24 protein-coding genes and 2 riboswitches are annotated in these 25,237 nt (G+C 36.0%); of the genes, 13 read left to right on the forward strand and 11 right to left on the reverse strand.

What is annotated here, in order from left to right; genetic code table 11:
* Window positions 1–16: 16 nt before the first annotated feature.
* The 3 genes from trhP (at window position 17) to fbaB (ending at window position 3,691) form a co-directional block, all read left to right on the forward strand.
* Complete coding sequence (gene trhP / locus GWI97_RS13890; RefSeq protein WP_036936027.1) at window positions 17–1,396, forward strand: prephenate-dependent tRNA uridine(34) hydroxylase TrhP; 1,380 nt, start codon at window positions 17–19, stop codon at window positions 1,394–1,396.
* Between the two features lie 302 nt (window positions 1,397–1,698).
* The gene (gene yegS / locus GWI97_RS13895; RefSeq protein WP_036936024.1) at window positions 1,699–2,592 is read left to right on the forward strand and encodes a lipid kinase YegS; all 894 of its coding nucleotides are present in this window, start codon (window positions 1,699–1,701) and stop codon (window positions 2,590–2,592) included.
* Between the two features lie 49 nt (window positions 2,593–2,641).
* Window positions 2,642–3,691, forward strand: coding sequence for a class I fructose-bisphosphate aldolase (fbaB, locus tag GWI97_RS13900; RefSeq protein WP_036936021.1), 1,050 nt, complete (start codon window positions 2,642–2,644; stop codon window positions 3,689–3,691).
* A gap of 48 nt (window positions 3,692–3,739) precedes the next feature.
* Here the strand turns inward: fbaB and thiD are convergent, their stop codons facing one another.
* Window positions 3,740–4,537, reverse strand: coding sequence for a bifunctional hydroxymethylpyrimidine kinase/phosphomethylpyrimidine kinase (gene thiD / locus GWI97_RS13905; RefSeq protein WP_036936018.1), 798 nt, complete (start codon window positions 4,535–4,537; stop codon window positions 3,740–3,742).
* Window positions 4,538–4,588: 51 nt separating this feature from the next.
* Window positions 4,589–4,677, reverse strand: a riboswitch (TPP riboswitch).
* A 1,072-nt stretch (window positions 4,678–5,749) separates the two neighbouring features.
* On the opposite strand from thiD, the gene pagP reads away from it, so the two are divergent.
* Complete coding sequence (gene pagP / locus GWI97_RS13910) at window positions 5,750–6,385, forward strand: lipid IV(A) palmitoyltransferase PagP (RefSeq protein ID WP_087802197.1); 636 nt, start codon at window positions 5,750–5,752, stop codon at window positions 6,383–6,385.
* A gap of 104 nt (window positions 6,386–6,489) precedes the next feature.
* Here the strand turns inward: pagP and GWI97_RS13915 are convergent, their stop codons facing one another.
* The gene (locus GWI97_RS13915) at window positions 6,490–7,872 is read right to left on the reverse strand and encodes an amino acid permease (RefSeq protein WP_036936012.1); all 1,383 of its coding nucleotides are present in this window, start codon (window positions 7,870–7,872) and stop codon (window positions 6,490–6,492) included.
* A gap of 148 nt (window positions 7,873–8,020) precedes the next feature.
* On the reverse strand, window positions 8,021–8,197 hold the full coding sequence (mgrB, locus tag GWI97_RS18550) for a PhoP/PhoQ regulator MgrB (RefSeq protein WP_164526450.1): 177 nt from the start codon (window positions 8,195–8,197) through the stop codon (window positions 8,021–8,023).
* A 339-nt stretch (window positions 8,198–8,536) separates the two neighbouring features.
* On the opposite strand from mgrB, the gene GWI97_RS13925 reads away from it, so the two are divergent.
* The 3 genes from GWI97_RS13925 (at window position 8,537) to brnQ (ending at window position 11,506) form a co-directional block, all read left to right on the forward strand.
* Window positions 8,537–8,923: a helix-turn-helix domain-containing protein gene (locus GWI97_RS13925; RefSeq protein ID WP_006533085.1), complete on the forward strand. Its 387-nt coding sequence runs from the start codon at window positions 8,537–8,539 to the stop codon at window positions 8,921–8,923.
* 127 nt (window positions 8,924–9,050) lie between these two features.
* Window positions 9,051–9,857, forward strand: a complete 807-nt coding sequence (yidA, locus tag GWI97_RS13930; protein ID WP_036936005.1) for a sugar-phosphatase — start codon at window positions 9,051–9,053, stop codon at window positions 9,855–9,857.
* A gap of 302 nt (window positions 9,858–10,159) precedes the next feature.
* On the forward strand, window positions 10,160–11,506 hold the full coding sequence (gene brnQ, locus GWI97_RS13935; RefSeq protein ID WP_036936002.1) for a branched-chain amino acid transport system II carrier protein: 1,347 nt from the start codon (window positions 10,160–10,162) through the stop codon (window positions 11,504–11,506).
* 107 nt (window positions 11,507–11,613) lie between these two features.
* On the opposite strand, the gene GWI97_RS13940 is transcribed toward brnQ, so the two are convergent.
* Together GWI97_RS13940 and GWI97_RS13945 are read right to left on the reverse strand one after the other, a co-directional pair.
* On the reverse strand, window positions 11,614–12,453 hold the full coding sequence (locus tag GWI97_RS13940) for an N-acetylmuramoyl-L-alanine amidase (protein ID WP_123822208.1): 840 nt from the start codon (window positions 12,451–12,453) through the stop codon (window positions 11,614–11,616).
* 100 nt (window positions 12,454–12,553) lie between these two features.
* Window positions 12,554–14,026 (reverse strand): alanine/glycine:cation symporter family protein, encoded by a 1,473-nt coding sequence (locus GWI97_RS13945; RefSeq protein ID WP_036935996.1) that lies wholly within the window; start codon window positions 14,024–14,026, stop codon window positions 12,554–12,556.
* 1,338 nt (window positions 14,027–15,364) lie between these two features.
* On the opposite strand from GWI97_RS13945, the gene GWI97_RS13950 reads away from it, so the two are divergent.
* Window positions 15,365–15,598, forward strand: coding sequence for a DNA polymerase III subunit theta (locus GWI97_RS13950; RefSeq protein ID WP_087802196.1), 234 nt, complete (start codon window positions 15,365–15,367; stop codon window positions 15,596–15,598).
* A 99-nt stretch (window positions 15,599–15,697) separates the two neighbouring features.
* Here GWI97_RS13950 and yebF read toward each other — a convergent pair whose 3' ends face one another.
* Both yebF and GWI97_RS13960 read right to left on the reverse strand, forming a co-directional pair.
* Complete coding sequence (gene yebF / locus GWI97_RS13955) at window positions 15,698–16,087, reverse strand: protein YebF (protein WP_036935990.1); 390 nt, start codon at window positions 16,085–16,087, stop codon at window positions 15,698–15,700.
* 96 nt (window positions 16,088–16,183) lie between these two features.
* A complete protein-coding gene (locus tag GWI97_RS13960; protein ID WP_036935987.1) occupies window positions 16,184–16,366 on the reverse strand; it encodes a YoaH family protein in 183 nt (60 codons plus the stop codon).
* 118 nt (window positions 16,367–16,484) lie between these two features.
* On the opposite strand from GWI97_RS13960, the gene pabB reads away from it, so the two are divergent.
* From pabB to mntP, 4 genes are all read left to right on the forward strand, one after another.
* Complete coding sequence (gene pabB, locus GWI97_RS13965; RefSeq protein ID WP_087802195.1) at window positions 16,485–17,864, forward strand: aminodeoxychorismate synthase component 1; 1,380 nt, start codon at window positions 16,485–16,487, stop codon at window positions 17,862–17,864.
* Window positions 17,851–18,414, forward strand: a complete 564-nt coding sequence (locus GWI97_RS13970) for a CoA pyrophosphatase (protein ID WP_036935981.1) — start codon at window positions 17,851–17,853, stop codon at window positions 18,412–18,414. The genes pabB and GWI97_RS13970 overlap by 14 nt, the downstream gene beginning before the upstream one ends.
* Window positions 18,415–18,598: 184 nt before the next feature.
* Window positions 18,599–19,960 carry an L-serine ammonia-lyase gene (locus tag GWI97_RS13975; protein ID WP_036935978.1) on the forward strand — a complete coding sequence of 454 codons (1,362 nt, stop codon included), beginning with the start codon at window positions 18,599–18,601 and terminating at the stop codon, window positions 19,958–19,960.
* Window positions 19,961–20,457: 497 nt separating this feature from the next.
* Window positions 20,458–20,596, forward strand: a riboswitch (yybP-ykoY riboswitch).
* A gap of 59 nt (window positions 20,597–20,655) precedes the next feature.
* The gene (gene mntP / locus GWI97_RS13980) at window positions 20,656–21,243 is read left to right on the forward strand and encodes a manganese efflux pump MntP (RefSeq protein ID WP_052038480.1); all 588 of its coding nucleotides are present in this window, start codon (window positions 20,656–20,658) and stop codon (window positions 21,241–21,243) included.
* Window positions 21,244–21,338: 95 nt separating this feature from the next.
* Here mntP and rlmA read toward each other — a convergent pair whose 3' ends face one another.
* Both rlmA and psiE read right to left on the reverse strand, forming a co-directional pair.
* On the reverse strand, window positions 21,339–22,154 hold the full coding sequence (gene rlmA, locus GWI97_RS13985; protein ID WP_036935972.1) for a 23S rRNA (guanine(745)-N(1))-methyltransferase: 816 nt from the start codon (window positions 22,152–22,154) through the stop codon (window positions 21,339–21,341).
* A gap of 144 nt (window positions 22,155–22,298) precedes the next feature.
* Window positions 22,299–22,712, reverse strand: coding sequence for a phosphate-starvation-inducible protein PsiE (psiE, locus tag GWI97_RS13990; protein WP_036935969.1), 414 nt, complete (start codon window positions 22,710–22,712; stop codon window positions 22,299–22,301).
* 236 nt (window positions 22,713–22,948) lie between these two features.
* On the opposite strand from psiE, the gene GWI97_RS13995 reads away from it, so the two are divergent.
* A complete protein-coding gene (locus tag GWI97_RS13995; protein WP_036935966.1) occupies window positions 22,949–23,395 on the forward strand; it encodes a universal stress protein in 447 nt (148 codons plus the stop codon).
* A 187-nt stretch (window positions 23,396–23,582) separates the two neighbouring features.
* Here the strand turns inward: GWI97_RS13995 and GWI97_RS14000 are convergent, their stop codons facing one another.
* Window positions 23,583–24,401, reverse strand: a complete 819-nt coding sequence (locus GWI97_RS14000; RefSeq protein ID WP_036935963.1) for an MBL fold metallo-hydrolase — start codon at window positions 24,399–24,401, stop codon at window positions 23,583–23,585.
* Between the two features lie 192 nt (window positions 24,402–24,593).
* Window positions 24,594–25,028: a universal stress protein gene (locus tag GWI97_RS14005; protein ID WP_036935960.1), complete on the reverse strand. Its 435-nt coding sequence runs from the start codon at window positions 25,026–25,028 to the stop codon at window positions 24,594–24,596.
* Between the last annotated feature and the right edge of the window lie 209 nt (window positions 25,029–25,237).

A 25,237-nucleotide genomic window follows, 5' to 3' on the forward strand; every position in this document is an offset into this window, starting at 1 on the left:
AACCAGGAAATTAACCATGTTTACACCCGAATTGCTCTCTCCTGCTGGCTCATTAAAAAATATGCGCTATGCATTTGCTTATGGCGCAGACGCCGTTTATGCAGGTCAGCCACGTTATAGCTTACGTGTGCGTAATAATGAGTTTAACCACGAAAACCTTGCCAAAGGTATTCAAGAAGCCCATGAATTAGGTAAACGCTTCTATGTCGTGGTTAATATCGCACCCCATAATGCTAAATTAAAAACCTTTATCCGTGACTTAAAACCCGTCATTGATATGGGCCCTGATGCGCTGATTATGTCTGATCCGGGTTTGATCATGATGGTGCGTGAAGCCTTTCCTGAAATGGATATTCACCTTTCAGTACAAGCCAATGCCGTTAACTGGGCAACCGTAAAATTCTGGCGTCAAATGGGATTAACGCGAGTGATCCTGTCTCGTGAGCTCTCTATTGATGAAATTGCTGAAATTCGTAAGCAAGTTCCTGATATGGAATTAGAAGTTTTCGTTCACGGTGCATTATGTATGGCTTACTCAGGCCGTTGCCTGCTATCTGGCTATATCAATAAGCGTGATCCGAACCAAGGTACTTGCACTAACGCTTGCCGTTGGGAATATAAAGTCGAAGAAGGCAAAGAAGACGATGTGGGCAATATCGTTGAAAAATACACGCCAATCCCAGTTAAAAATGTTGAACCTACTTTAGGTGTTGGCGCGCCAACAGATAAAGTCTACTTAATCGAAGAAGCGAAACGTCCTGGTGAATATATGACTGCGTTCGAAGATGAGCACGGTACTTATATCATGAACTCTAAAGACTTACGTGCAATTGAACACGTTGAGCAATTAACACAAATGGGTGTGCACTCTCTGAAAATTGAAGGTCGTACTAAATCCTTCTATTACTGTGCCCGCACAGCGCAAATGTATCGTCGTGCAATTGATGATGCCGTTGCAGGCAAACCATTTGATCCAACGTTGCTAACAACATTAGAAGGCTTAGCACACCGCGGTTATACAGAAGGTTTCTTACGTCGTCATACCCATGATGCGTACCAAACTTATGAATATGGTTATTCTGTCTCTGACACCCAACAATTTGTCGGTGAATTTACAGGTAAACGTGTAAACGGCTTAGCCGAAGTTGATGTTAAAAATAAATTTGTTTTAGGTGATAGCCTAGAATTAATGACACCAACCGGAAATATTCAGTTCACGTTAGGATCGCTGTTTAACAAAAAACAACAGCCAACAGATGTTGCACCAGGTAATGGTCACATGGTTTATTTGCCTGTTCCGGAAGATGTTGATTTAGATTTCGCACTGCTTATTCGCAACCTACAAGGTACAACAACACGTCAACCGCATAAGATTGATGCTGTAGAAGTGAAGTAAAGCGTCATAATCTGATTTAAAGTGGTCAATTTCAAATACAGATCACATCAATAATGATTTGTTTACCGTATCATCAGTTCCGAAAAATAAAGAACTAGAATGAATACAGTAAGACTAGGAACCACCTCCTTGGCAAATCCAATCTCCCTTGGATTTGCCTTTTCTTTTTTCACTTTCTTCTTTTTTCCTCATCGGCTTTGTCGTAAAACACTTTCCTTTTTCGTTATCCTTTGTAAAAAAAATAGTAATTTTCTCGATATCCATTACCTTTAAAAGAGTGATTCAATTAAAGGAACTCATCGATGAGTAAAATTAGTTTGCTAATTATTAATGGAAAAAATGCTAACAACGGTGCATTGAGAAAAGCCGTTTACCAATTACGTAACGAAGGTTTTAACCTCCAAGTAAGAGTCACATGGGAATCCAGTGATATACGGCGTTTTGTACAAGAAGCTATAAATATGAATGCAGAAACTGTCATTGCAGCAGGAGGTGATGGCACAATAAATAGCGTTGCATCTGAACTCATTCATCTTTCTCCTTCGTCTCTACCTACGCTTGGTATTATTCCATTAGGTACAGCAAACGATTTTGCTACCAGCGCACAAATTCCCCGTGATATGGAAAATGCGCTTAACCTAGCCGTTAAAGGTCGCTCAGTACCTATTGATATTATCAATGTGAATAAGACCCACTATTTTATTAATATGGCGTCTGGTGGCTTTGGTACAAAAATCACAACCGAAACACCCGAAGCGTTAAAATCAGCATTAGGTGGTGCGGCTTATTTTATTAATGGGCTTTTGCGTATTGATACTTTAAAAGCTGACTATTGCACCATTGAAGCTGAAAACTTTCATTGGAAAGGTGAGTCTCTTATTTTAGGTATCGGCAATGGTCGTCAAGCTGGTGGAGGCCAACAGTTATGCCCTGAAGCCTTAATTAACGACAATAAACTCAATATCACCATTGTAGAAGCTCACGAACTGCTCCCTTCTATTTTAAGTAGCCTGTTTGATCGTAAAAAGAATGACAAGATAATCGAGCTTGAAAGTCACTGGGTAAACATTAGCGCTTCTCATGAAATGGTATTTAATTTAGATGGAGAACCCCTTTTAGGGAATAAATTTGAATTTATTGTGTTACCTGAAGCGATCCACTGCCGGTTACCGCCTCAATGTGACTTGTTATCTTAATGTAGATAAATGACAATCACTCTCATCTCATCATGAACTGGAGTATGTAATGACTGATATAGTAAGTTTGTTAGGTGCTGATGCAAAATCATTATTAGACCATCGTTGCCAAACCATCCCGAGCGAAAATCTCTATCTGCCAGGTTCTGACTTTGTTGATCGTGTCATGATTGATAATAATCGCCCTAATAGCGTGTTACGTTCAATGCAAACCCTGTTTAATCACGGACGTTTAGCGGGAACGGGTTATCTGTCTATTCTACCTGTTGACCAAGGTGTTGAGCACTCTGCGGCAGCCTCTTTCGCAGCAAACCCTCTCTATTTTGATCCAAAAAATATTGTTGAATTAGCAATTGAAGCAGGTTGTAACTGTGTTGCCTCTACTTATGGTGTTCTTGCTTCTGTTTCTCGTCGCTATGCACACAAAATCCCTTTTCTTGTGAAATTAAACCACAACGAAACCCTAAGCTACCCAGCGCAATATGACCAAACACTGTATGCTAGCGTAGAGCAAGCCTTTGAAATGGGTGCTGTTGCAGTGGGTGCAACTATTTACTTTGGTTCACAAGAAAGCCGTCGACAAATTGAAGAAATTTCAATGGCCTTTGAACGTGCTCATGAATTGGGTATGGTCACTGTACTATGGGCTTATTTACGCAACCCAGCATTCAAAAAAGATGGCGTAGATTACCATGCAAGTGCAGATTTAACGGGTCAGGCAAATCATTTAGCGGCAACTATTGGTGCTGATATCGTTAAACAAAAAATGGCTGAAAATAACGGTGGCTTTAAAGCGATTGGTTTTGGTCATACTGATGAGCGTGTTTACACGAAACTCACTACTGAAAACCCAATTGATTTAGTTCGCTACCAATTAGCAAACTGCTATATGGGCCGTGCAGGATTAATTAACTCTGGTGGCGCTTCTGGTAATAATGACCTTGAAGATGCCGTTCGCACCGCCGTTATTAATAAACGTGCTGGCGGTATGGGGCTGATCTTAGGCCGTAAAGCGTTCAAAAAATCAATGAAAGACGGGGTTGCCCTGATTAATGCAGTACAAGATGTTTATTTGAATAAATCTGTCACTATTGCTTAATTAATAAGTTCAACGATGAAAGCCCCTTATTATTTAGGGGCTTTATTGTTACCACCAGCGATGAAAATGGTGTACAGGACCAAAACCTTGCCCAACCTCTAAACTATCCGCATGTTCTAGCGCTTGTTGTAAATAGGCTTTTGCTTGTTCAACACAAATTTGCCAATTAGCGACTTGAGGACGAATAGCGGCTAAAGCGGCTGAAAGCGTGCATCCTGTACCGTGGGTATTTTTCGTATTAACGCGTTTTGAGGTAAATCGCCACTCGCCATCTTGAGTAAATAACCAATCAGGACTTTCATCTTCAGTTAAATGTCCTCCTTTCATTAACACGGCTTTGCATCCTTGCTTTAGCAATGCATAACCTTGTTGCTTCATCGTTGTTTCATCTTGAGCGACTTCACAACCTAGCAGTGTAGCTGCTTCAGGTAAATTAGGTGTGATCAAATCAACCAACGGTAAAAGCTGACTGACCATTTTATTAACCGCATCAGGCTGTAATAGAGGATCACCGCTTTTTGCAATCATAACCGTATCAAGCACAACAAAAGGAATGGCATATTGCTGAATTTTGTCGCAAACCACATCAATAATTGAGGCATTAAAGAGCATACCTATTTTGGCGCTATCAATTCGAACATCAGACAAAACAGCATCTAATTGAGCTGCAACAAAATCAGGGGATAAATCATAGACACTACGGACACCACAGGTATTTTGAGCAACAAGTGCTGTCATTACTGTTGTACCATAAACACCCAGTGCGGAAAATGTTTTCAGATCAGCCTGAATACCTGCGCCACCACTAGGGTCAGTACCTGCGATAGACAATGCATTGAATCTCACTGATTAACTCCTCCTTTCACCAGTTACAGAAAAGTCGGACTCTGTTAATCAGCAGAGTTACCTTGACTTCCCTACGCTGGCATTATCCAGATCAGGTTATACGGGTTCATCTCAGCCATAAGGCGCCCCGAGCCAAAGCCTATAAATTCAGGCGATAAGGAGTATCGCATGCTCAAGATAAAGATGCTAGTTTGATAGCTAATCTCGATTTATTAACTCCCTACTTTTGAGGCTTGTTATTCAGTAAGATAAATCAGCTCAAGTAAAAGTTTGGCATTCCCGTATACCTAAACATCGTGATGAGATCAGAGAATTACCTCGTACTTTTTTCTGTAATCTTTTTAAAGTTCATAATATCGTCGTTACTGATGAAGAACAAATCTCTGATGGTAAAGGTTTTTGGGTTGATATGATTTTATGGGCTTTTAGCAAAGGCCATTATATTTATGCTTCAGATGGAACTGAGGAAGATAGACCACTATACTTAATTGGCAGTATTGAAGATTTCTATAATAACTGGGATGCTTTCTGCTGGGGCAAAGATCGCGATACTCATACCCATATCGGCTACTTATCATAAGCCAAGAAAAATTATCTCAATAATAAGTAATCTATTTCCTGAAAACATGTGAGTAAACATTATTCACACGTTTTTGCCTTAGGATAATCTGCACAAAAAATCGACACACCACTAAATAAAACTCACTTAACTTAAACAATTTATAAACCAACACGGAATTTTTCTTTTTTTTATTTAACTCTTTTTATTCATTACTTTATTATCCCGTCGAAAATAAATACTTTTTTTATAAGTTAATGTTATTAATATCAATTTTTACTAATATTTCAATAAATTTATAAAAATAGATATTTGGTCAATTTTTTATATTGAAAATGACTCATCTTAAATAATATCTCTTTATCCTTATTTATCAGCTATTTATTTTCAATCTAATAAAAACTTAATTTTAAATTAAAAACAATACGTTACCATTAAAAGATAACAATATTGAATGCTCCAAATAAATGCATTCATAAATATAACAAATTTATTTATTTATTTTATAACCGATTCTTATCCCTTAAGATTTTAGTTAAGAAGTCAAGTTTCAGATACCTCTTATCTTAAATACTTGTCGATTAAATAACACTATTAGTAACGTTTATTTGTCATCATCAGAATCATAGCAATGCCGTACTCGGAGTTATATTATGTTTTCAACCTATTTTCACCCTAGCGTATTAGCAACTACGTTGTTTTCGCTTGCGTTAACAACTACTGCTTTCGCTTCTGAAAATAATTCAACCCCACATCAGATTATTACGACAGAAAACCACCAAACAACCAATAATATGTCTCAATCTAATAGCGAAGAGAGTTACTGGGGGAAATTCAAACGTAATATCAATCAGACTTGGGACAACGACCAATATAACTACTATTTGCCTGTGTGGACTTGGCATAACCGTTTTACTTACGATAAAGAAAAAACGGATCGCTATAACGAAACGCCTTGGGGTTTTGGTATGGGGAAATATCGTTATGACAATGATGGTGATTGGCACTCTCTTTATGCGATGGCATTTATGGACTCAAATAACCGAGTACAACCTATTATAGGTTATGGTTTTGAGAAAATGTGGTATCCCGGTGATAAAGACGGTTTCCGTATGGGGGCAGGATTTACACTAAGTATTACAGCACGCCATGAATATGACTATATTCCGATGCCACTGCCATTACCGCTAGTCTCTGTGGGTTATGGTCATCTTTCACTACAAGCAACATATGTACCTGGTACGTACAACAATGGTAACGTATTATTTGCTTGGTTACGTTGGCAATAATTTTCTTACTTTTTTCCTATCAGAAGAAATACAAACAATATAAATAAAACACAAAAAAACGCATCTAATGATGCGTTTTTTATTATCAAATAAGCCAATAATATTTAAATATCCTGGCTTGCTTGAGCATTCTCTGGTGCTTTCTTCATACGGGAAATCTTAAATCCAACCCACAAGAACGCAATCCAGAACGGCATTAAAATAACTGAAATATTCACTTGTGGCATAAATAAGATAATCACCAAAATCATGCATAAGAAAGCAAGGCAAATATAGTTACCATATGGATACCAAAGCGCTTTAAAGGAAGGCTCTACACCCTCTTTAATTTTTGTTGCTCTGAATTTTAAATTAGCTAAACAGATCATGATCCAATTAAGGACTAATGTTGTCACCACTAACGCCATTAATAGTTCTAATGCTTGATCGGGTAATAAGTAGTTAACTAAAACACCTAATGAAGTTGCAACTGCTGATAATAGTAATGACATCACAGGCACACCACGCTTATTCACACTAGCAAGTGAATGTGGTGCATTACCTTGTTTTGCCAAACCATAAAGCATACGGCTATTAGAATAAACGCCACTGTTATAAACAGATAATGCTGCTGTTAATACCACAGCATTTAAAATATTAGCGATTAAGAAATTATCCAAATTATGGAAAATCAGTACGAATGGGCTTTCACCTTTCACAACTTGAGTCCAAGGATAAAGTGAAAGTAGTACCAACAATGAACCGATATAAAAAATTAAGATACGATAAACAACTTGGTTAGTCGCTTTCGGGATGCTCACTTTCGGATTTTCAGCTTCGGCTGCAGTGATCCCCACCAACTCAAGCCCACCAAAAGAGAACATAACAATCGCTAAAGCCGACATAAAACCAGTAAAACCATGGGGGAAGAAACCTAACTCCCATAAATTGCTGACCGATGCTTGTGGGCCACCATTACCGCTGGCCAGTAAATAGCTACCAAATAAAATCATACCGACTATCGCCAACACTTTAATAATGGCAAACCAGAATTCTGTTTCACCATACATTTTGACGTTAATCAGGTTAATTAAGTTAATTGCGACAAAGAAGATAGCCACAGAAACCCAAACAGGGATATCGGGTAACCAATAGTTAATGTATTTTCCTGCGGCAGTTAACTCTGCCATACCGACAAGAATAAACATCACCCAATAATTCCAACCAGATAGGAATCCAGCAAAAGGGCTCCAATATTTATTAGCAAAGTGACTAAACGAGCCCGCAACTGGCTCTTCGGCAACCATTTCGCCCAGTTGGCGCATGATCATAAACGCAATAAAACCACCAATAGCATATCCTAATATTACTGATGGGCCCGTCATATTAATGGTTTGCGCTATACCAAGAAACAGACCAGCGCCGACAGCACCACCCAGCGCAATGAGCTGGATATGTCGATTTTTTAGACCGCGCTTAAGTTCTGTCTGTTGCGACTTTCTCGCCATACATCCTCTTCTCTTATTATTTTATCAACTTAACATGTAAACTAATATTTACGATTTTGTTTATTTCAAGCCCCCATTAAAACACTAATCTGACTTGAATAACAAATACATTTTATGCTAGGCGAAAAATAATAAGAAAAGTGATTTTCTAGCTATGTTTGGAGGGGAATAATGTGGTAAACCGACAAAGACCTTGCTGAAAATCTTCTCCGCGATCGCAAAAGTTATCTAAAGCCATAAGATAGAGACCAAAGCTGATGGCTAATGCAATAATTAAACTAATAATTATTTTCTTTGCGTTCAATTTAAAATCCTTTAAATACATTTTGTTAGTATGATGAATAACATTATAAGCATTCGCTTAAATACGATAACAACACGGGGAGTTGTTGTTATAAAATTCGCAATCAATTATCTCTATGAGTAAATTTAGCATACCTTTCATAATGAAAGGTAAACGCTTCCTCGACAGACTCTCGATAATTTGTACTTTTTTTCTTTAAACAGTCGGCAAAATGAACACTTTTTATTTTAATTACACATTTTGCCAACGAGAAGAGATAGCTATCCATTAATATGGATTTCTCTGTCTGCCACTTTTTGTATAAGATTAGGGAGTTAATTTTGATTTTTACCTTAACTTCATTGATAAAATGGAACTGTAATGCCACAAGATAATCATCTCGCATTAGTTTGCGCGCTAAGTAAATGGATTGAGGAGCATTTAGGCCGTGTTATCCATCTTGAGGAGTTGGCGGCTTATTCTGGGTATTCTCTTTGGCACATGCAGAAAATCTTTAAAGAAGTCACAGGCACCTCTTTAGGAAAGTATATTCGTCAACGTAGACTTGCTGGCGCTATCCATTTATTACGTACAAGTGAACGTTCTATCTTTGATATCGCCCTCGATTTTGGCTTTGGTTCACAATCTCACTTTACTTATATGTTCCGTAAAGAGTATGGCATTACGCCTTTCGACTTTCGGCAAAATCAAGAGATCGTATTAGAAACCAAACAACCTTTACATTTACAATCACCTTGTTGTGATTAACCCTTCTATTTGTGTGGCATTATGCAGATAGCCTTAAATGTCACATAAATAATACTCAAGCTATGTGATGATAGACCGCTTCGTCCTTCCTTTATCATGATTGCTTTTATTTTATATGGGGATGCTAATGAGTATTAAGCTTATCGCTATTGATTTAGATGGAACCTTACTCAACAAACAACACGAAATCACACCCGAAGTACAAGATGCTGTTCAACGAGCCAAAGAAGCGGGTGTTAAGATTGTACTGGCTTCAGGGCGCTCTTTTAATGGCATCTCCCCTTATTTAAAAATACTCGGTCTTGATACTTCGGATTGTTACTGTATTAGTAATAATGGTAGCCAAATTCATCAAGCAGATAATGGTGAAGTCATTATTCAGGATTTACTCAATTTTGAAGACTACCTCTATTTTGAAAATCTCGCTCGTGAGATAGGCGTTCATTTTCACGTCATTAGTGACAATAAAATTTATACCACTAATCGCCATATTAGCCATTTCACCTGCCAAGAAGCGTTCTTATCTTGGACACCGCTTTATTATCGCCCTCTTAATGAAATGCAATCTGATATGTATTTTAGTAAATTTATGATTGTCGATGCCCCTGCCGTTTTAGATAACGCCATCCAATATTTGCCCACTAACATTTACGAACAATACAGTATATTACGTAGTGCCCCTTATTTTATTGAAGTGCTAAATACCCATGTCAATAAAGGAAGTGCGGTCCAAAAAGTAGCTGAACATTTAAAAATTACGCCAGAAAAAATTATGTGTATCGGTGATCAAGGTAACGATTTAGCCATGCTGAAATATGCAGCTTTAGGGGTTGCCATGGGCAATGCACCTGACGAAGTGAAAAAAGTCGCCAAATTCGTCACACTTTCTAATGAAGAGCACGGTGTTGCAGTCGCTATTAATAAATTTATTTAAACACGATCTTTTTTGTGTTTTATCGCGAATGTCTACAAAATTATATAGTAATTGTGATCCTTAGTAGAGGATCACACTGCTTTTTGACCAAAAATATAGCCTTTTATTATTCTATAATTGCTGTTAAATAAGCGTTAAATCTGCCTTTCTTCTTACATATCCTTCAGAATTTGTTACTATCAATTCACTTTTCGTTATTCAAACTGCGTTTTTACAACATATTCAGCTATTAAATAGGCTAAAAGTAGAATAACACATATAAATCATTAATATATTTTCTTCACAGACAGGTAGTTTTAGTTATGCTTTCTACAAAAGACATGCTCGTTCTTGGAATGATGGTTTTTGCACTCTTCCTCGGCGCTGGTAATATTATTTTCCCCCCTATGGCGGGTTTTCAATCGGGAAACCTCTGGTTTAGTACATCCTTAGGTTTTCTTGTTACGGGTGTCTTACTCCCTTTCCTTACTTTGGTTATTGTAGCAATTCGTGGACGTGGTGAGCGCCTTTCTGTTGATTTACCTTCATGGGTTGCCGTCATTTTCTGGGTAGCACTGTACCTTATCGTAGGCTCTACTTTTGCGATGCCTCGTGTCACCAATACCGCTTATGAAATGGGTTTCTTACCTTTAGGGCTTATTGAAAAAAATACGGCAACACATCTTACTTTTGCACTTGTGTTCAATATCACAAGTATGTTCTTCATGCTAAAACAAGGTACGATGATAAGTGCTATTGGTAAGTTTATGACTCCAGCACTGTTAATCTTACTGGTTGTTGTAGGCATTGCCGTTGTCGCAAAACCTATTTCACCTATCGGTGAACCAACAGGCCTTTATGCTGTTAATGGTTTCTTCTCTGGCTTTATAGACGGTTACCAAACCATGGACGTCCTTTCTGCTATGGCATTTGGTGGTATTGTTGCACGAGCGCTGTATACCAAAGGGATAACTGAACCTCGCCAAATCGGTTTTATTACCGTAAAGGCCGGATTGATATCAGTTTTACTGTTAGCTGCACTTTATCTATGCCTTTTCTATTTAGGCGCCACTAGCCATTCTGTTTCTGTTTTTGCAGATCCTGCACTCAATGCAACTAATGGTGGTCAGATATTCTCTCGCTATGTTGATGCCTTATTTGGCCCTATTGGTACTTGGCTAATGGGTGGAATTGTTTTATTAGCGAGTATGACTACACTCGTTGGTGTAACAAGTGCGGCGGCTGATTATTTTGCGACATTCCACCATCGCTTAGGCTATCGCTTTTGGGTTGTTGTCTTTACATTAATGACAACAATTGTATCAACGTTCGGCCTTGATACTTTATTACGTGTGACCATTCCTGCGTTATTAATGATTTATCCAACATCAGTCACATTGGTATTGCTACAATTTATTCGTAATAAATTAAAATCACCGCGCTTTACCTATCGTTTTACTATTGCCATCATCGTATTAATGAGTCTTTTCGACACATTGAAACAATTAAAGTGGTTAAATGCTGACTTACTACAATTATTTAGCTATATCCCGCTTTCTGATTATGGGCTAGGTTGGGTATTACCTGGTGTGATAGCTTTCGCGATCTCATTAATAGTGAGTTTAAATTTGAAAGAAGAGCCACGCTCTGTAGAAAATACTGCGCAATAATCAGCGTGTAACACATCATTCGTCACACAGATTAAAAAAGCGTCTTCTCAATTTTATATTGGAGGCGTTTTTTTATTATTTATATTTTCTCCCCATAACAGGAGGTGTTAAGTTCGGTATTTCTCAATTAACGCTTTTAAAATCGCCTCTGATTGTGCATCAGGAATACCATCTGCTCTTGTAGCCCTAAAGTGCATTTGAAAAGCTTTCACTACTTTTAACGCCTTTTCATCTAATACACCATTTGTTGGCGTCTGATAACCATATTGTTGTAATAATTTTTGAAAACTTGCTATATCAACGGGTTCAAAGGGATCTCGACCAGTCAAATACAATTGTACTAGCTGTTTATCAGGCCAGGCTCCTATTCCTTGACTTGCCAACCTTTCCCAAGGGAATAAAGGACCAGGATCGACTTTTCTTAGAGGCGCAATATCACTGTGGCCTAAAACATTTTGAGGTTTGATGCCATAACGTGTAATTATATCTTTCATCACTACTGAGATCGTCACTATTTGATCTGCGGTATAAGAATACCAATACCTAAACTTACCCTTGTCACGGTAACCAAGATTAACGATTTCAATACCAATAGAGCAATTATTTAAGCTAGTTGCTTCTCCCCATTGACTAACTCCTGCATGCCAAGCGATTTGTTTTTCATCCACTAAAGAGATAACAACAGGTTTTCCATTAATAGACGAAGGGTGTGTAGGGATCAAATAATGGCTACTGACTCGACCATCAGTAAGTACCTTAAGTGAGCGTTCATCATCTAGTGCGGTATAATGCATCACAAGATATTTTACACACTCATTAGCGTCCTGTTTATTAGGAATAATTTTAGCTATGTAATCGCCCCTATCAATAAACTCTGATTGTTTGGCACAACCGGTTAAGATGCTTATTGCAATAAATAATCCTATATAACATCGACTAAATCGCATTTCTGATCCTTGATTAACTATTCCCAAAGTTAAATTGTAATAAAAAAACCCATATTAAAGAATATGGGTTTTGAGTTTTGTCGTTTTTTTGTTATTTATTTCAATTATTGCTTACTTTTTCACATCGAACTAAAGGCTCATCTGGAATGATATTATTTTCCCAGATACCGTCTTCAATATCAGCTTGTAATTCTGGATATTGGCGTATATCAAAAGTTGGCAATAAACCGGCTTGTCGTTGTTGGTTATAATCTTTGACTAATTTTAATGCGACACCAGAAAGTAAGATAATGGCAATTAAATTCGTCATTGCCATTAATCCCATAGAGAGATCAGCCATTTTCCAAACAAGGGGCATATCTGCTAAAGCCCCGAACATCACCATCGCTAATACTGCGAAACGTAAAAGGAATAACCCCGTTGTATGATTACGTCCCAGAAAAATCATATTACTTTCAGCGTAAGCATAATTGGCAATAATCGACGTAAAGGCAAAGAAGAAAATAGCAATAGCAATAAAGGTACTTCCCCAACCGCCAACGCTTGATGACAGTGCTAATTGTGTCAATTGAATACCGTTAATACCATCAGGATAACTATCAAGTACTCCTGATGACAAAATGATCACCGCTGTTGCGCTACAGATAACCAATGTATCCATAAATACACCAAGCATTTGAATATATCCTTGAGATGCAGGATGTGGCGGATAAGGTGTGGCAGACGCAGCAGCATTAGGCGCAGATCCCATCCCTGCTTCGTTAGAAAATAAGCCTCGTTGAATACCTTGAGTCATTGCTTGGCTAATGCCATAACCGACTGCGCCGGCTGCTGCTTCTTGTAAACCAAAAGCACTTTTAAAGATTAAGAGGAAAACCTCAGGTAAGCGGTCAATATGATCAGCAACAACCCAGAATGCCAATAATAAATAAGCTGTTGCCATAATAGGAACAACTAATTCTGCAACACGAGCAACCCAACGTAGACCACCAAAAATAATAAACCCACTGGTTGCCACTAAAAAGATACCGACATAAAATGGATCAAAATTAAAGGCTGATGCTGTCGCTTGCGCGATCGAATTAGCTTGAACTGCATTAAAAACTAAACCAAAAGCGATGATTAAGAAAATAGCGAAGAGAACGCCCATCCAGCGCATTTTCAATCCCTTCGTCATATAATAAGCGGGGCCTCCGCGGTAATTACCCTCATCATCTTTTGTTTTATAAAGTTGTGCTAATGTACTTTCAATTAAAGATGTTGCCATACCGATTAGAGCAACAACCCACATCCAAAAAATAGCGCCAGGTCCACCTGCAGTTAATGCAATGGCGACACCGGTCAAATTTCCTGTCCCCACGCGCGCAGCTAAACTTGTGCATAATGCCTGAAAGGAAGAGATCCCTGATTTATCTGACTTATGGCTATTTTTTAAAATAGAGAACATATGGCTAAAATGTCGGATTTGTATAAATCCAGTACGAATAGTAAAATAAATACCGACTCCTAAGAGTAAGTAGATAAGGGCATATCCCCATAAAATGTTATTTGCAACGTTTATTAGCCCAGTCAAATTAATCCCCCTGTATGATAACGTATATAACCTATCCTTACATCGCTATTGAAATAAAACGAATAAACACCGTGTAATAGAATCAATTAATGATTCGAGTATATCTTAATGTAATATCAAAAATTACTGAGTGAAAAGCGAATTAAATGTAACACAAGATTGTGCACCATGTATATTTTTTGTTTATTTTTTTACATTTTAGTATTTTAATTTAATTATTTCATTAACCAAAACAAACAGTAGCTTAAAATAAAAAAACCATATATATCATTGAGATAAATAACTTTCTCTTTATTTCCATTAACTCAAAACAGAAAAATAAACACTTTAGTAATGAAGTTAATCAGTCATTTTAGAAAAAAAACAAATAGCTTAAAAAAACATCAGACAATAACTTTCTTTATTTATCTAAAATAAGATCAAAGACGAAAAATCAAAATGATTTGGTAAAGTAATATTTTGAAATATTGATTAATCAATATTATTATTAACATTTAAGAAATAAGCTTTTATGTAACAATTAACAATAAACATTTTATATCGCTTAATCGATAAAATACTTTAATATTAATAAGATATTGAAATAAGAAAAAAAGTATACTTTATAATTTTCTTATAGTTTTATCCAAATATTTAGATTCTAATATATCTTTTCATTTCTCATTTTTACGAATTCTATTGATGGATTTTCTTTCTCTTTTTTATTCACTAACTATTCATTAATAGCACTCTTTTTTTTGAACAGGAAATAAAATTTAATAAATCTTTATTTTTTATTAATAAAAAAATGAAGAATCACGTAAATTTACTTATTAACCATTTGGTTAATTTTATTTATACTACATTTTTCCCTGGTGTTGTATTATTTTTCGCCCTGTTTCCCCAACAGGGCATTTTTTTATCTTAATATTTCAGTATCTTACTGCAACCCATTGTCAAGCAATACAAAATAAATCCGAGGTAATAAGCTCTTAATAAATTAAAAATATTTATCTATTTTTAATGCAAAATTCATTGTTTTTTTCATTGATCTAAATCAAGATAAACATTATATTTATTTACTCTTTATGAGAATATTTGTTTTTTATGCTATTTCAAAAATCAATTTAGTAATTTAAATAAATGCGATTTTTATCATTTGCATTATATTTATTAACTATAAAGTAGTATACCCATTAGTAAATGATATTATTTATTGCTATATTTAATGTTATTGATTAAAAATCCACCTAAATAAAACACACCTTTTTTATCATTATATAATGACTAATATCTTTATTTACTTGCATTAATAAGCATGCTCTTTTACCTTATCCCTATTGTTATAGGAGAGGAATGATGGGTTATAATCTTTCAGAATTAACACAGGAAGAAAAAGACAAAATAAATGTAAGTTTGGCGGCTTCTGGCGTTGCCTTTAAAGAGCGATATAATATGCCTGTTGTTGCTGATACCGTCTTAAGAGAACAGCCTCAAGCTTTCCATGCTTTTTTTCAAGAAAGGCTGGTGTTTTATCGTACAAGAAGCCAACACTATTCTCGTTTGCCTTATGAACCTCAAATGAAAAAATAATTAAACGTTGTTTATTATTTTTAATCGCAAAAAAAAGAGATAAACCTCCGTTTATCTCTTTTTACAATCTATCAATAACGAAAAAGTATCACTTGTTTATTATTTAGGTGAAACATAAGTGATGGTGTTGTCGTCACAATTAACTTGAACATTGTAACGAAGATCGGTTCTCGCCCCTCTGACATTTAATACCATCTGATAATTATTATCCATCTTGATAACTTCATTAGCATTAATACTTGCCACAGGCTTTGGACCTAACGCCTTTTTATCCTCTTGCCAACGAGGGAGGCGATTTTGTAGATAATCATTTTTCACTCTAGTAACAAGTTGATTATTATCTAAATTAACACAACTCGAAAAGGGTGCAGAGCGCACAATATCTTTATTAACATTATCGACACTTTCTGCAAATGCTCCAAAAGAAACGGCAAGTAAAAGAGCTGCACCAAGTATCCCTGTTTGACCTGCTAACTTGCTTAATTTCATATAACCTCCCGAAAATATCCCTTAAAACAGGATGTATTTCCATTAAGCATAGCATAGGGTTAACAACATATTTGTGACATTTGTTAAAAAAATGTTTTATTCATTCTCGTCGTCAAATATGATAGAAACCGATTCACGAGTTATGTGTTTCTCTCTTAATTCTTGAGCAACCCATTGAATAGCCTCTCCACTGCTCATTCCCTCAGCCATAAGAGATTGAATTTTTTCTACTGCTTTTTGTTGTTCTTCATGTGTTAATGTAGGCATTCCTAGAAACATAATGTTACTCTTATCTTTATCAACTTCTATTTTGTATTTACATGAACGTAATCTATTTGATTACAATTCATTGTGCGAATGATACTACATACTTTGTTTACATGGTCATAAGATAGATATGCAATTACAACAACGTGAACTCACTTATACCCCAGACCTAGCATTACGGATATTCTCTCCCATTGCTTCATTGCCTTGGTCTAGTTTACTTCATTCTGGCTTTGCCGAACATCCTCATAACCGTTTTGATATTATTGTCTCTGATCCTCTTGTCACTTTAGAAACACGCAAACAAACCACAACAATCAAAGAAAAAAATGGCACAGTCAAACGTTCTAAAAAAGATCCTTTTACACTGCTACAACGTGCATTAGAACAGTTTAATTTTCATCCAGAACATAATGACTCATTACCGTTTTTAGGCGGTGCTTTGGGTATTTGGAGCTATGACTTAGGTCGTCGCATTGAAAAATTACCTGAAAACGCTAAAAATGAACTCAATTTTGCAGATATGGCGATTGGAATTTATAACTGGGCATTAATTGTTGACCACCAATTAAAAAAAGCCACTTTAATCAGCTATGACAATATTGATGACCGCTTACAGTGGCTAGAAAATCAAGCCCCCGAATCGGTCGATACTCATTTTTCCTTAACCACAAACTGGCAATCAAATATTAGCAATGATGAGTACAACGAAAAAATTGCTAAAATTCATCAATACTTACTTTCTGGTGACTGCTATCAAGTTAATTTAGCCCAACGTTTTTGCGCAAATTATACTGGTAGTGAATGGAGTGCATTCTTAACATTGAATAAAGCAAATAAAGCACCGTTTTCGTCTTTTATGTGTTTACCTAATAATTTTGTGTTAAGTGTGTCACCTGAGCGTTTTATTCATTTAGCGGATAATAAAATAGAAACATGTCCTATAAAAGGAACACTACCTCGCAAAACAACGCCAGAAGAAGATGATGAACAAGCTCTACTTCTCCAAAACTCACGTAAAGATCGCGCTGAAAATTTAATGATTGTTGATCTTATGCGTAATGATATTGGAAAAGTTGCGGTTACAGGTTCCGTTAAAGTACCAGAATTATTTGTAGTTGAGCGTTTTCCTGCGGTACACCATTTAGTCAGTACCGTTACAGCACAACTTCCCTCGCATTTAATGCCAACAGATTTATTAAAAGCAGCGTTTCCCGGCGGTTCTATCACTGGCGCGCCTAAGATCAGAGCTATGGAAATTATTGAAGAATTAGAACCACATCGACGTCATGGATATTGTGGTGCTATCGGCTATATTAGCTTTTGTGGCACAATGGACACCAATATCAGTATTCGTACATTATTGACGGAAAAAAATAAGATTTACTGCTGGGCTGGTGGTGGTATTGTTGCTGATAGCGTTGCTGAAAAAGAGTACCAAGAAACATTCGATAAACTTGGGAAAATATTAACTGTTTTAAGTGAGCCTACTATCGATGACCCCCATTGATACCTTTATCAATCGTTTTCAACTCACATTACCTGATGATAAGGTAAATCAGTCGCCCCATACTCAAAAAACGGCAGCAGTCTTGTTGCCGATTATCAATAAACCTAATCCAACCTTATTATTAACAGAACGAGCGTCAACGTTGCGCTCTCATGCAGGGCAAGTTGCGTTACCCGGAGGTAAACGAGATCCTGAAGATATCAATCTTATTGCAACTGCATTAAGAGAAGCACATGAAGAAATCGCTATCCCTCCCAGTGCGGTATCCGTTATTGGCCAATTAGCGCCTTTACAAAGTTCTAGTGGATATCTCGTCACCCCTATTGTGGGGGTTATTCCTGCCGGCTTACCTCTACGCCATAACCCTGCTGAAGTCGCATCTATCTTTGAAATGCCACTAAGTCACGCACTTAACGCCCAACATTATCAACCCCTCGATTTTCACCGTTCTGGTAAAAATCACCGTATCTATTTTTATCCCTATAATGGGCATCTAGTCTGGGGATTAACCGCAGCCATTTTGCATAAACTCGCCTTACATATCACTTAATACAATATTTTATATTCAGCTTGTGCTTTTTATCATCACCTTCACAACTGTACTTAGCTATTTTAAAAAAATGTTGTAAACTACATCATTAACGGGACGATATAATCGTAAAAACGATCCCTTTACTATAAATAACTATATTTTATTCTTTTTAACCCTCTCTCTTATTATTAAGGAGTCTGACGTGATTAGCGTTTTCGACATGTTTAAAGTGGGCATCGGACCTTCTAGCTCTCATACCGTAGGGCCAATGAAAGCGGGTAAAGAATTTGTCGATGATTTAGTCAACCAGGAATTGATTGCGTCTGTCACTCGCGTAGCTGTTGATGTTTACGGCTCCTTGTCTTTGACAGGCAAAGGTCACCATACTGATATCGCCATTATTATGGGATTAGCAGGTAATGCACCCGCGACTGTCGATATTGACAGTATTCCCGGCTTTATTCGTAACGTTGAAGAAACCGGTAAACTATCATTAGCAAATGGCTTAAAAGTTGTCGACTTCCCAGCAGAAAGTATGCATTTCAGTAATGACAACCTCTCATTACATGAAAATGGTATGACTCTTCATGCCTTTTCTGGCGACGAAGAAGTGTATAGAAAAACTTACTACTCTATTGGTGGTGGTTTTATCGTTGATGAAGAAAATTTTGGTAAATCAACACTTAATAGTAAACCAGTTTCATACCCTTATGCTAGTGCAGAAGAGTTATTAAAGCACTGCAAAGAAACAGGTTTATCCATTTCTAGCTTAATGATGAAAAACGAGCTAGATCTGCACACACAAGCAGAAATTAATGCTTATTTCGCAGATGTTTATAAAACAATGCAAGAATGTATTGAGCATGGTTTAAATACAGAAGGTGTATTGCCAGGGCCATTACGTGTACCTCGCCGTGCAGCAGCGTTAAATCGTTTATTAACATCAAGCAACAGCCTGTCAAACGATCCCATGAAAGTCGTTGATCTTATCAACATGTTTGCACTGGCCGTGAATGAAGAAAATGCCGCAGGCGGGCGCGTTGTAACAGCACCAACTAACGGCGCATGTGGTATTGTGCCAGCAGTATTAGCTTACTACGATCGTTGTATCGAACCAGTTACACAAGAAACTTACTTACGTTATTTCTTAGCATCAGGAGCAATTGGTATTCTTTACAAAATGAATGCCTCTATTTCAGGTGCAGAAGTGGGATGTCAAGGTGAAGTCGGTGTTGCGTGTTCAATGGCTGCCGCAGGACTCGCTGAATTATTAGGTGGAAGCCCAGAGCAAGTCTGTATTGCCGCTGAAATCGGTATGGAGCATAACCTTGGCTTAACTTGTGATCCTGTTGCAGGCCAAGTTCAAGTTCCTTGCATTGAACGCAATGCTATTGCTTCTGTTAAAGCCGTTAATGCCGCACGTATGGCTATCCGTCGTACCAGTGAACCTCGTGTTTCTCTCGATAAAGTCATTGAAACTATGTATGAAACAGGTAAAGACATGAATGCTAAATACCGTGAAACATCACGCGGTGGTCTGGCAATCAAAGTACAATGTGACTAATTAACCTTTTTCGACAAAAAGCCATTCATTTTGAATGGCTTTTTTATGGTTATTAATTTTATTCTTATTTATCTTTTAACCTATAAATAAAGAAAAACAAAAAAAATAATATTTAAAACCAAATAACCTCTATTTTTACACTCTAAATTTTTATTTTCATATTTTTATTAAATATAAAATATACGTATTAAATATAGGTGTATTAAATATAGATTCATTTAATGTCCATTTAATATTTAGAGAAATTAAAGCTTATTATTTTTAGGTGTATTATCTTAATTTAAAAATTAATTTTTTATCATAAATATAATTTAAACCCATTGTTTATTATAGGGTTAATAATTTATCACATTGATATTTATCCTTTTTTTAACAATAACAAAACAATTTTAATATATTTAAAATCGTCACCTTTAATAATGATAATTATTATCAATATCATCTTTAAAATATAATAAATAATATGTTGCCTTTCAGAAATAATATGTTATCTTCTGCACCAAGTCATTGGGGAGTAGCCTGTCTTAAAATAAGAATTATTATTCTAAGAAATCTGTATCAACATACTCGCTTATTTTCATCTAGCGTGGTGCAGATGCCGTAATACGGTTGGCAAGACCATAGACACATAATTGTACTTCTTTGGTTGGGGGTCAATTGTGTGTATATGGAAATACCCCAACCGAGGCTTTATTATGAGTTTCTATGCTACTATCATCCTCGCCCTAGCCCTTTCTATGGACGCATTTGCTGTTGCAGTCTGTAAAGGTGCCACATTACATAAACCTCGTTTTCGTGAAGCACTCCGCACTGGATTTATATTTGGTATTATTGAAGCCAGCACCCCCGTTATTGGTTGGGCGTTAGGTTTATATACTAGCCAATATATTATTCAATGGGATCATTGGGTCGCTTTTGGACTACTATTTGTACTCGGTAGCCGTATGATTTATCAAAGCGTAAAACGTGGTGATGAGTGCCCTTGTGAAGAAAATGCACCACAACGCCACGGCTCACTGTCTTTAATTGCAACAGGTATTGCAACAAGCCTTGATGCAATGGCAATTGGTGTTGGTTTAGCGTTCCTTCAAGTCAATATCGTTCATACTGCAATGACGATTGGTATGATGACCATGATTATGGCTACATTGGGTATGCTAATCGGTCGCTATGTTGGCCCAGTGCTTGGAAAAAAAGCAGAAATTATTGGTGGGATCGTATTAATTGCTATTGGCTTTAATATTGTATTCGAACATCTTGAATTATTTATGTACGCTAAATAAGTGTCAGTCTAATCGAGCCCAATAAAAAGCTTAGGTTTGAAATATTACGCCTAAGCTTTTTACTTACATCATAAAATATTTGTTATTTTTCGTTATTAAGCATGACGTTGGTAAACACGAATTAAAAAATCTGTTTCACATTCAACCTGTGCACTGTCAGCCAATTGTTTTTTTACTTCTTCACTTGCTCGCCATGCAAAAGGCGTCATCTGCAATAAATCACTTGCTTGCTTGCCGTTTAAATTCATCATATAAGCAACTTGATGTTCTGATACTTTATTAAATCCCTCAAAATGTTCTTCTTTTAATGGATGAAGATGTACGTCTGAATATATCAATGCTTTTAATTGATAGAGATGACGAGGCGCGGGTGTAACTGTAATAATATAACCATTATGTGCAATCACTCTTGCTAATTCATCACTATTACAAGGCGCATAAATACGAATAACTGCATTTAAAGAAGCATCACAAAAAGGCAAACGCTGACTTGATGCTACACAAAAATGAATTGATGAATAACGTTTAGCAGCAGATTTAATCGCAACTTTAGAAACATCTAAACCATAAACTTGAGGATTATGTAATTTTAAATTTTGATAAAACTGGTTAGTGTAATAACCTTCACCACAACCAATATCCAACACAACGCTATTCTTTTCAGGCAATAATGTTTGTACTAAATCAGCCACTTTATCTCTCATTGGCTGGTAAAAGCCTGCATCTAAAAATTCACGGCGAGCATTTATCATTTCAGCGCTATCACCCGGCTCTTTCGAGCGTTTAAATTGCACTGGTAGCAAATTCACATACCCTTCTTTCGCACAATCAAATTGATGATTGTTTTCACATACCCAACTGTGTGCCCGAAGAGAAAGTGCCTGATAACATAATGGACATTGATAAGACATAGTAATATTTTTGTATAACCCCGGATAAAATTGAGAAAGATAATAACATACCTCTCTCAATCATGCGGAAAACCTTATTTTTATTTTTTGCCTTACGTCTCGCTTTCTATGCTAAGTCGCTCAGCAAGCATAATTATCAAATGATCAACTTCGTTTTAGTTTTTCAGTATTAGCAATAAATAGCGCAATAACTAACAGTAAAATTGCACCTGATTGAATTAACGTATCAACTGAGTTTTTATGCTCAACAATAATTAGACGTACAATTGCGGTTATACCGATATAAATAAAATATCTAAGTGGAAAATGCCCACCAGATAAAAAATATTTAACAATAAGTGCAATAAACTCAAAATAAAGAAAGTAGATTAAAATACCTTCGAGTAGTTGATAAGAGGACTCTTCGGCACCTAAATTAAATAATAATGAAGCAATTACATACGTTTCTTTTATAAGAAAACTGACTAATACAATCGCTAAAATAAGTAACCCAATATTAAGCACCCACTGTAATATGGTAGCAATACATTTCAGTAAGTCTTCGCTTGATTTTCTCATATAAACTATAACCTAATGGGATCATTCCATGATGTGTAAAAATGATAAAAATGCCTATTAGGCAATTCGAATAAATTTTAAAGGATTTATGCATTCACTACATCATTTTTTTATCTTTTAGAGCCTAAAAACCCCAAATAATGATGCAATAATCGCAATATTTGCTTTTAAATTTCAACTTATAAGCTTGTTTACTTATACTTAATTTAAGCGCTAATTTATTGAAAAGGCAAACTATGGCTAACAAATACCTTGTTGCAATTGATTTATTAGAAGATAACAGAATTCAACGTATGATCGCAGATATTCAATTTCTTGGTTCAAAACCAGAAAATTATTTCCATTTTATTACAGTGATGCCTAATTTACGCTCTTTAGAAGCTTATGGGCTTAATTGTGACAGCCCTTCTGTCGTTGAAAAAAAACAACAAGCTTTAATTTTATTAACTGAGAAATTAGAGCGATGTGTAAAACAACAATTTAACCTACCCAAAGAGCAATATCAATGCCATGCCGTTATTGGCACACCCAACTATAATATTCTAGAGCTAGCTGAAAATATTGATGCTGACACTATCATTATAGGTTCAAGCTCACGCAATCAACGTAATATATTGTTAGGCTCTACTGCGGATTATATTGTCAATAACACCTCACGTTCAGTGATGGTTATTCGTAAGTAAAGTCACTTGCGCGCTTCTCTTTTGGCAATAATACTAAATCAATTATTGCCAAAGCTATTAGCGTATTCTTATTACAAATAGCACTAAAAGTACTTTTATTTTTTTGTTTCAATGCATTAATTTGTTAAAATATGGTTCAAAAAACAAAATTTTCATACCTGTTTTAATTTCCATATTTACATTAATTCTACTCAAAAGATAAAGATTGTCCTGCATTAAAATCTTTCGCATTAAGATATCTTCGCCCTAATACGCCAGTACAATGACATCCATACACATCAATATTTTTGTCTATTGCTTTTTTAGCGCGTTGTAATGCAAAAGGCGTTGCACAACGCAGATGTAGCCCTCCTACAATCGCTTGAATTTGGCTATTCCCTGTTATTTTTTTTGCGTGCTCAATAATGGATTCAATACCAGAATGACTACAACCGGTTATAAGCACTAAACCTTTCTTTCCTTGCCAAACCAGAAAACTATCATCAAGCACGTAATCATTTTCCTCACCTGATTCATGAATAATAACGCCATAGCGTTTATTCACTTGTCGTTGAGTTACCTGCCCTGAATAGATAAATTTTTCGTCAATTGTTAACGGAGTTTGCGTTAATTCAAAAGAAAACTGAGCTTCAAGTTTTGCTCGATCAAATAAAGGTGCTAAACGTTTAAATTTAATATTTTTATTACCTAAAAAAAGCGCTGAATAGCGGACTGAAAATAGGTAAGGATGAGCGACAATTCGTGGTTTATGAGTAAAAAAATCGACTGGTAAGTGTGTTAAGCCACCGAAGTGATCATAATGCCCATGAGAAACAACAATTGTTTTTAGTGTAGTTAAGTCAATCCCCATTTTTTTTGCGTTTGAGATAAACGTTAGATCTTTTCCTGTATCAAAGAGAATATTAGTTTGATACTCATCATCTTCCAACAAGAATGACAGACCTGGGTAATGACTAAGTTCAGGATTAATTGATTTGTTTTCTAGTAATGCAGTGATTTTTAACATAGGGATTTTTTAATTATTATCAGGAGATCATTTATAGTCATTAAGAAAATTTTTCCAAATATAAAACATGCTGATTAACATGGTTAATTTATATCTCTAGTTACATAATCGCTGTTATGTGTTAGCTAAACATAACAGCGATAACACTAGACCTACAAATATTCTTATTTAACGCTTATAGGTACATTAGACTTATCTTACTACCATAACAGAACGCTTTGCATAACGTGTAATATCTGCAGCAGTTGAACCTAAATAATAAGAATCATCTTCAGGATTATGCGAACCAATCACGATTAAATCTGCGTTTACTTCATCGGCAACCTGCAATATGACATCTCGTGGTGTGCCTATGCAAATATGTGTTTGCATTCTATCTTCAGGTAAATCAAACCGTTCAATAATTTTTTTTAGCTCTTTCTTAGCTGACGTTTTTAAGCATCCTTGATCTAATTGATCACCGCTCATAACTAGTCGATAATAAGAAGATTGTGGAAGCTTCGGGAGTACATACAAAAAGTGAACATAAGGATCTTCATTTTTTGCAATGTCTTCCACTAACGGAATTGCTTTGTTCATCAGGTTATCTTCATCAATATCAATGGGAACCAAAATATTCTTATACATACCGCCTCCTTTTATTTTAATTGTAGGATAGTGTATTTTTAAAAAATTGCTGGATGCAGTTAACATAATTTAAAAATATTTTATCAGGTACAAATAATGTCTATCCTTTCACTTAATAAATAATAAACCGTTAACTTATTAAATTAAGAAATAAGGCTATGAATAAGTCATTAAAATATAAATTTTATGTTTTTATTTAAAATTATTCC

It is taken from the genome of Proteus sp. G2300, assembly GCF_009915965.1.
In the GTDB taxonomy this organism is placed as follows: domain Bacteria; phylum Pseudomonadota; class Gammaproteobacteria; order Enterobacterales; family Enterobacteriaceae; genus Proteus; species Proteus vulgaris.

Bases quoted from the DNA above. Each gene is read 5' to 3' on its own strand.
- trhP (WP_036936027.1), top strand. From the start codon at position 17: ATGTTTACACCCGAATTGCTCTCTCCTGCTGGCTCATTAAAAAATATG.
- yegS (WP_036936024.1), top strand. From the start codon at position 1,699: ATGAGTAAAATTAGTTTGCTAATTATTAATGGAAAAAATGCTAACAAC.
- fbaB (WP_036936021.1), top strand. From the start codon at position 2,642: ATGACTGATATAGTAAGTTTGTTAGGTGCTGATGCAAAATCATTATTA.
- pagP (WP_087802197.1), top strand. From the start codon at position 5,750: ATGTTTTCAACCTATTTTCACCCTAGCGTATTAGCAACTACGTTGTTT.
- GWI97_RS13915 (WP_036936012.1), bottom strand. From the start codon at position 7,872: ATGGCGAGAAAGTCGCAACAGACAGAACTTAAGCGCGGTCTAAAAAAT.
- mgrB (WP_164526450.1), bottom strand. From the start codon at position 8,197: ATGTATTTAAAGGATTTTAAATTGAACGCAAAGAAAATAATTATTAGT.
- GWI97_RS13925 (WP_006533085.1), top strand. From the start codon at position 8,537: ATGCCACAAGATAATCATCTCGCATTAGTTTGCGCGCTAAGTAAATGG.
- yidA (WP_036936005.1), top strand. From the start codon at position 9,051: ATGAGTATTAAGCTTATCGCTATTGATTTAGATGGAACCTTACTCAAC.
- brnQ (WP_036936002.1), top strand. From the start codon at position 10,160: ATGCTTTCTACAAAAGACATGCTCGTTCTTGGAATGATGGTTTTTGCA.
- GWI97_RS13940 (WP_123822208.1), bottom strand. From the start codon at position 12,453: ATGCGATTTAGTCGATGTTATATAGGATTATTTATTGCAATAAGCATC.
- GWI97_RS13950 (WP_087802196.1), top strand. From the start codon at position 15,365: ATGGGTTATAATCTTTCAGAATTAACACAGGAAGAAAAAGACAAAATA.
- yebF (WP_036935990.1), bottom strand. From the start codon at position 16,087: ATGAAATTAAGCAAGTTAGCAGGTCAAACAGGGATACTTGGTGCAGCT.
- GWI97_RS13960 (WP_036935987.1), bottom strand. From the start codon at position 16,366: ATGTTTCTAGGAATGCCTACATTAACACATGAAGAACAACAAAAAGCA.
- pabB (WP_087802195.1), top strand. From the start codon at position 16,485: ATGCAATTACAACAACGTGAACTCACTTATACCCCAGACCTAGCATTA.
- GWI97_RS13970 (WP_036935981.1), top strand. From the start codon at position 17,851: ATGACCCCCATTGATACCTTTATCAATCGTTTTCAACTCACATTACCT.
- mntP (WP_052038480.1), top strand. From the start codon at position 20,656: ATGAGTTTCTATGCTACTATCATCCTCGCCCTAGCCCTTTCTATGGAC.
- rlmA (WP_036935972.1), bottom strand. From the start codon at position 22,154: ATGTCTTATCAATGTCCATTATGTTATCAGGCACTTTCTCTTCGGGCA.
- psiE (WP_036935969.1), bottom strand. From the start codon at position 22,712: ATGAGAAAATCAAGCGAAGACTTACTGAAATGTATTGCTACCATATTA.
- GWI97_RS13995 (WP_036935966.1), top strand. From the start codon at position 22,949: ATGGCTAACAAATACCTTGTTGCAATTGATTTATTAGAAGATAACAGA.
- GWI97_RS14000 (WP_036935963.1), bottom strand. From the start codon at position 24,401: ATGTTAAAAATCACTGCATTACTAGAAAACAAATCAATTAATCCTGAA.
- GWI97_RS14005 (WP_036935960.1), bottom strand. From the start codon at position 25,028: ATGTATAAGAATATTTTGGTTCCCATTGATATTGATGAAGATAACCTG.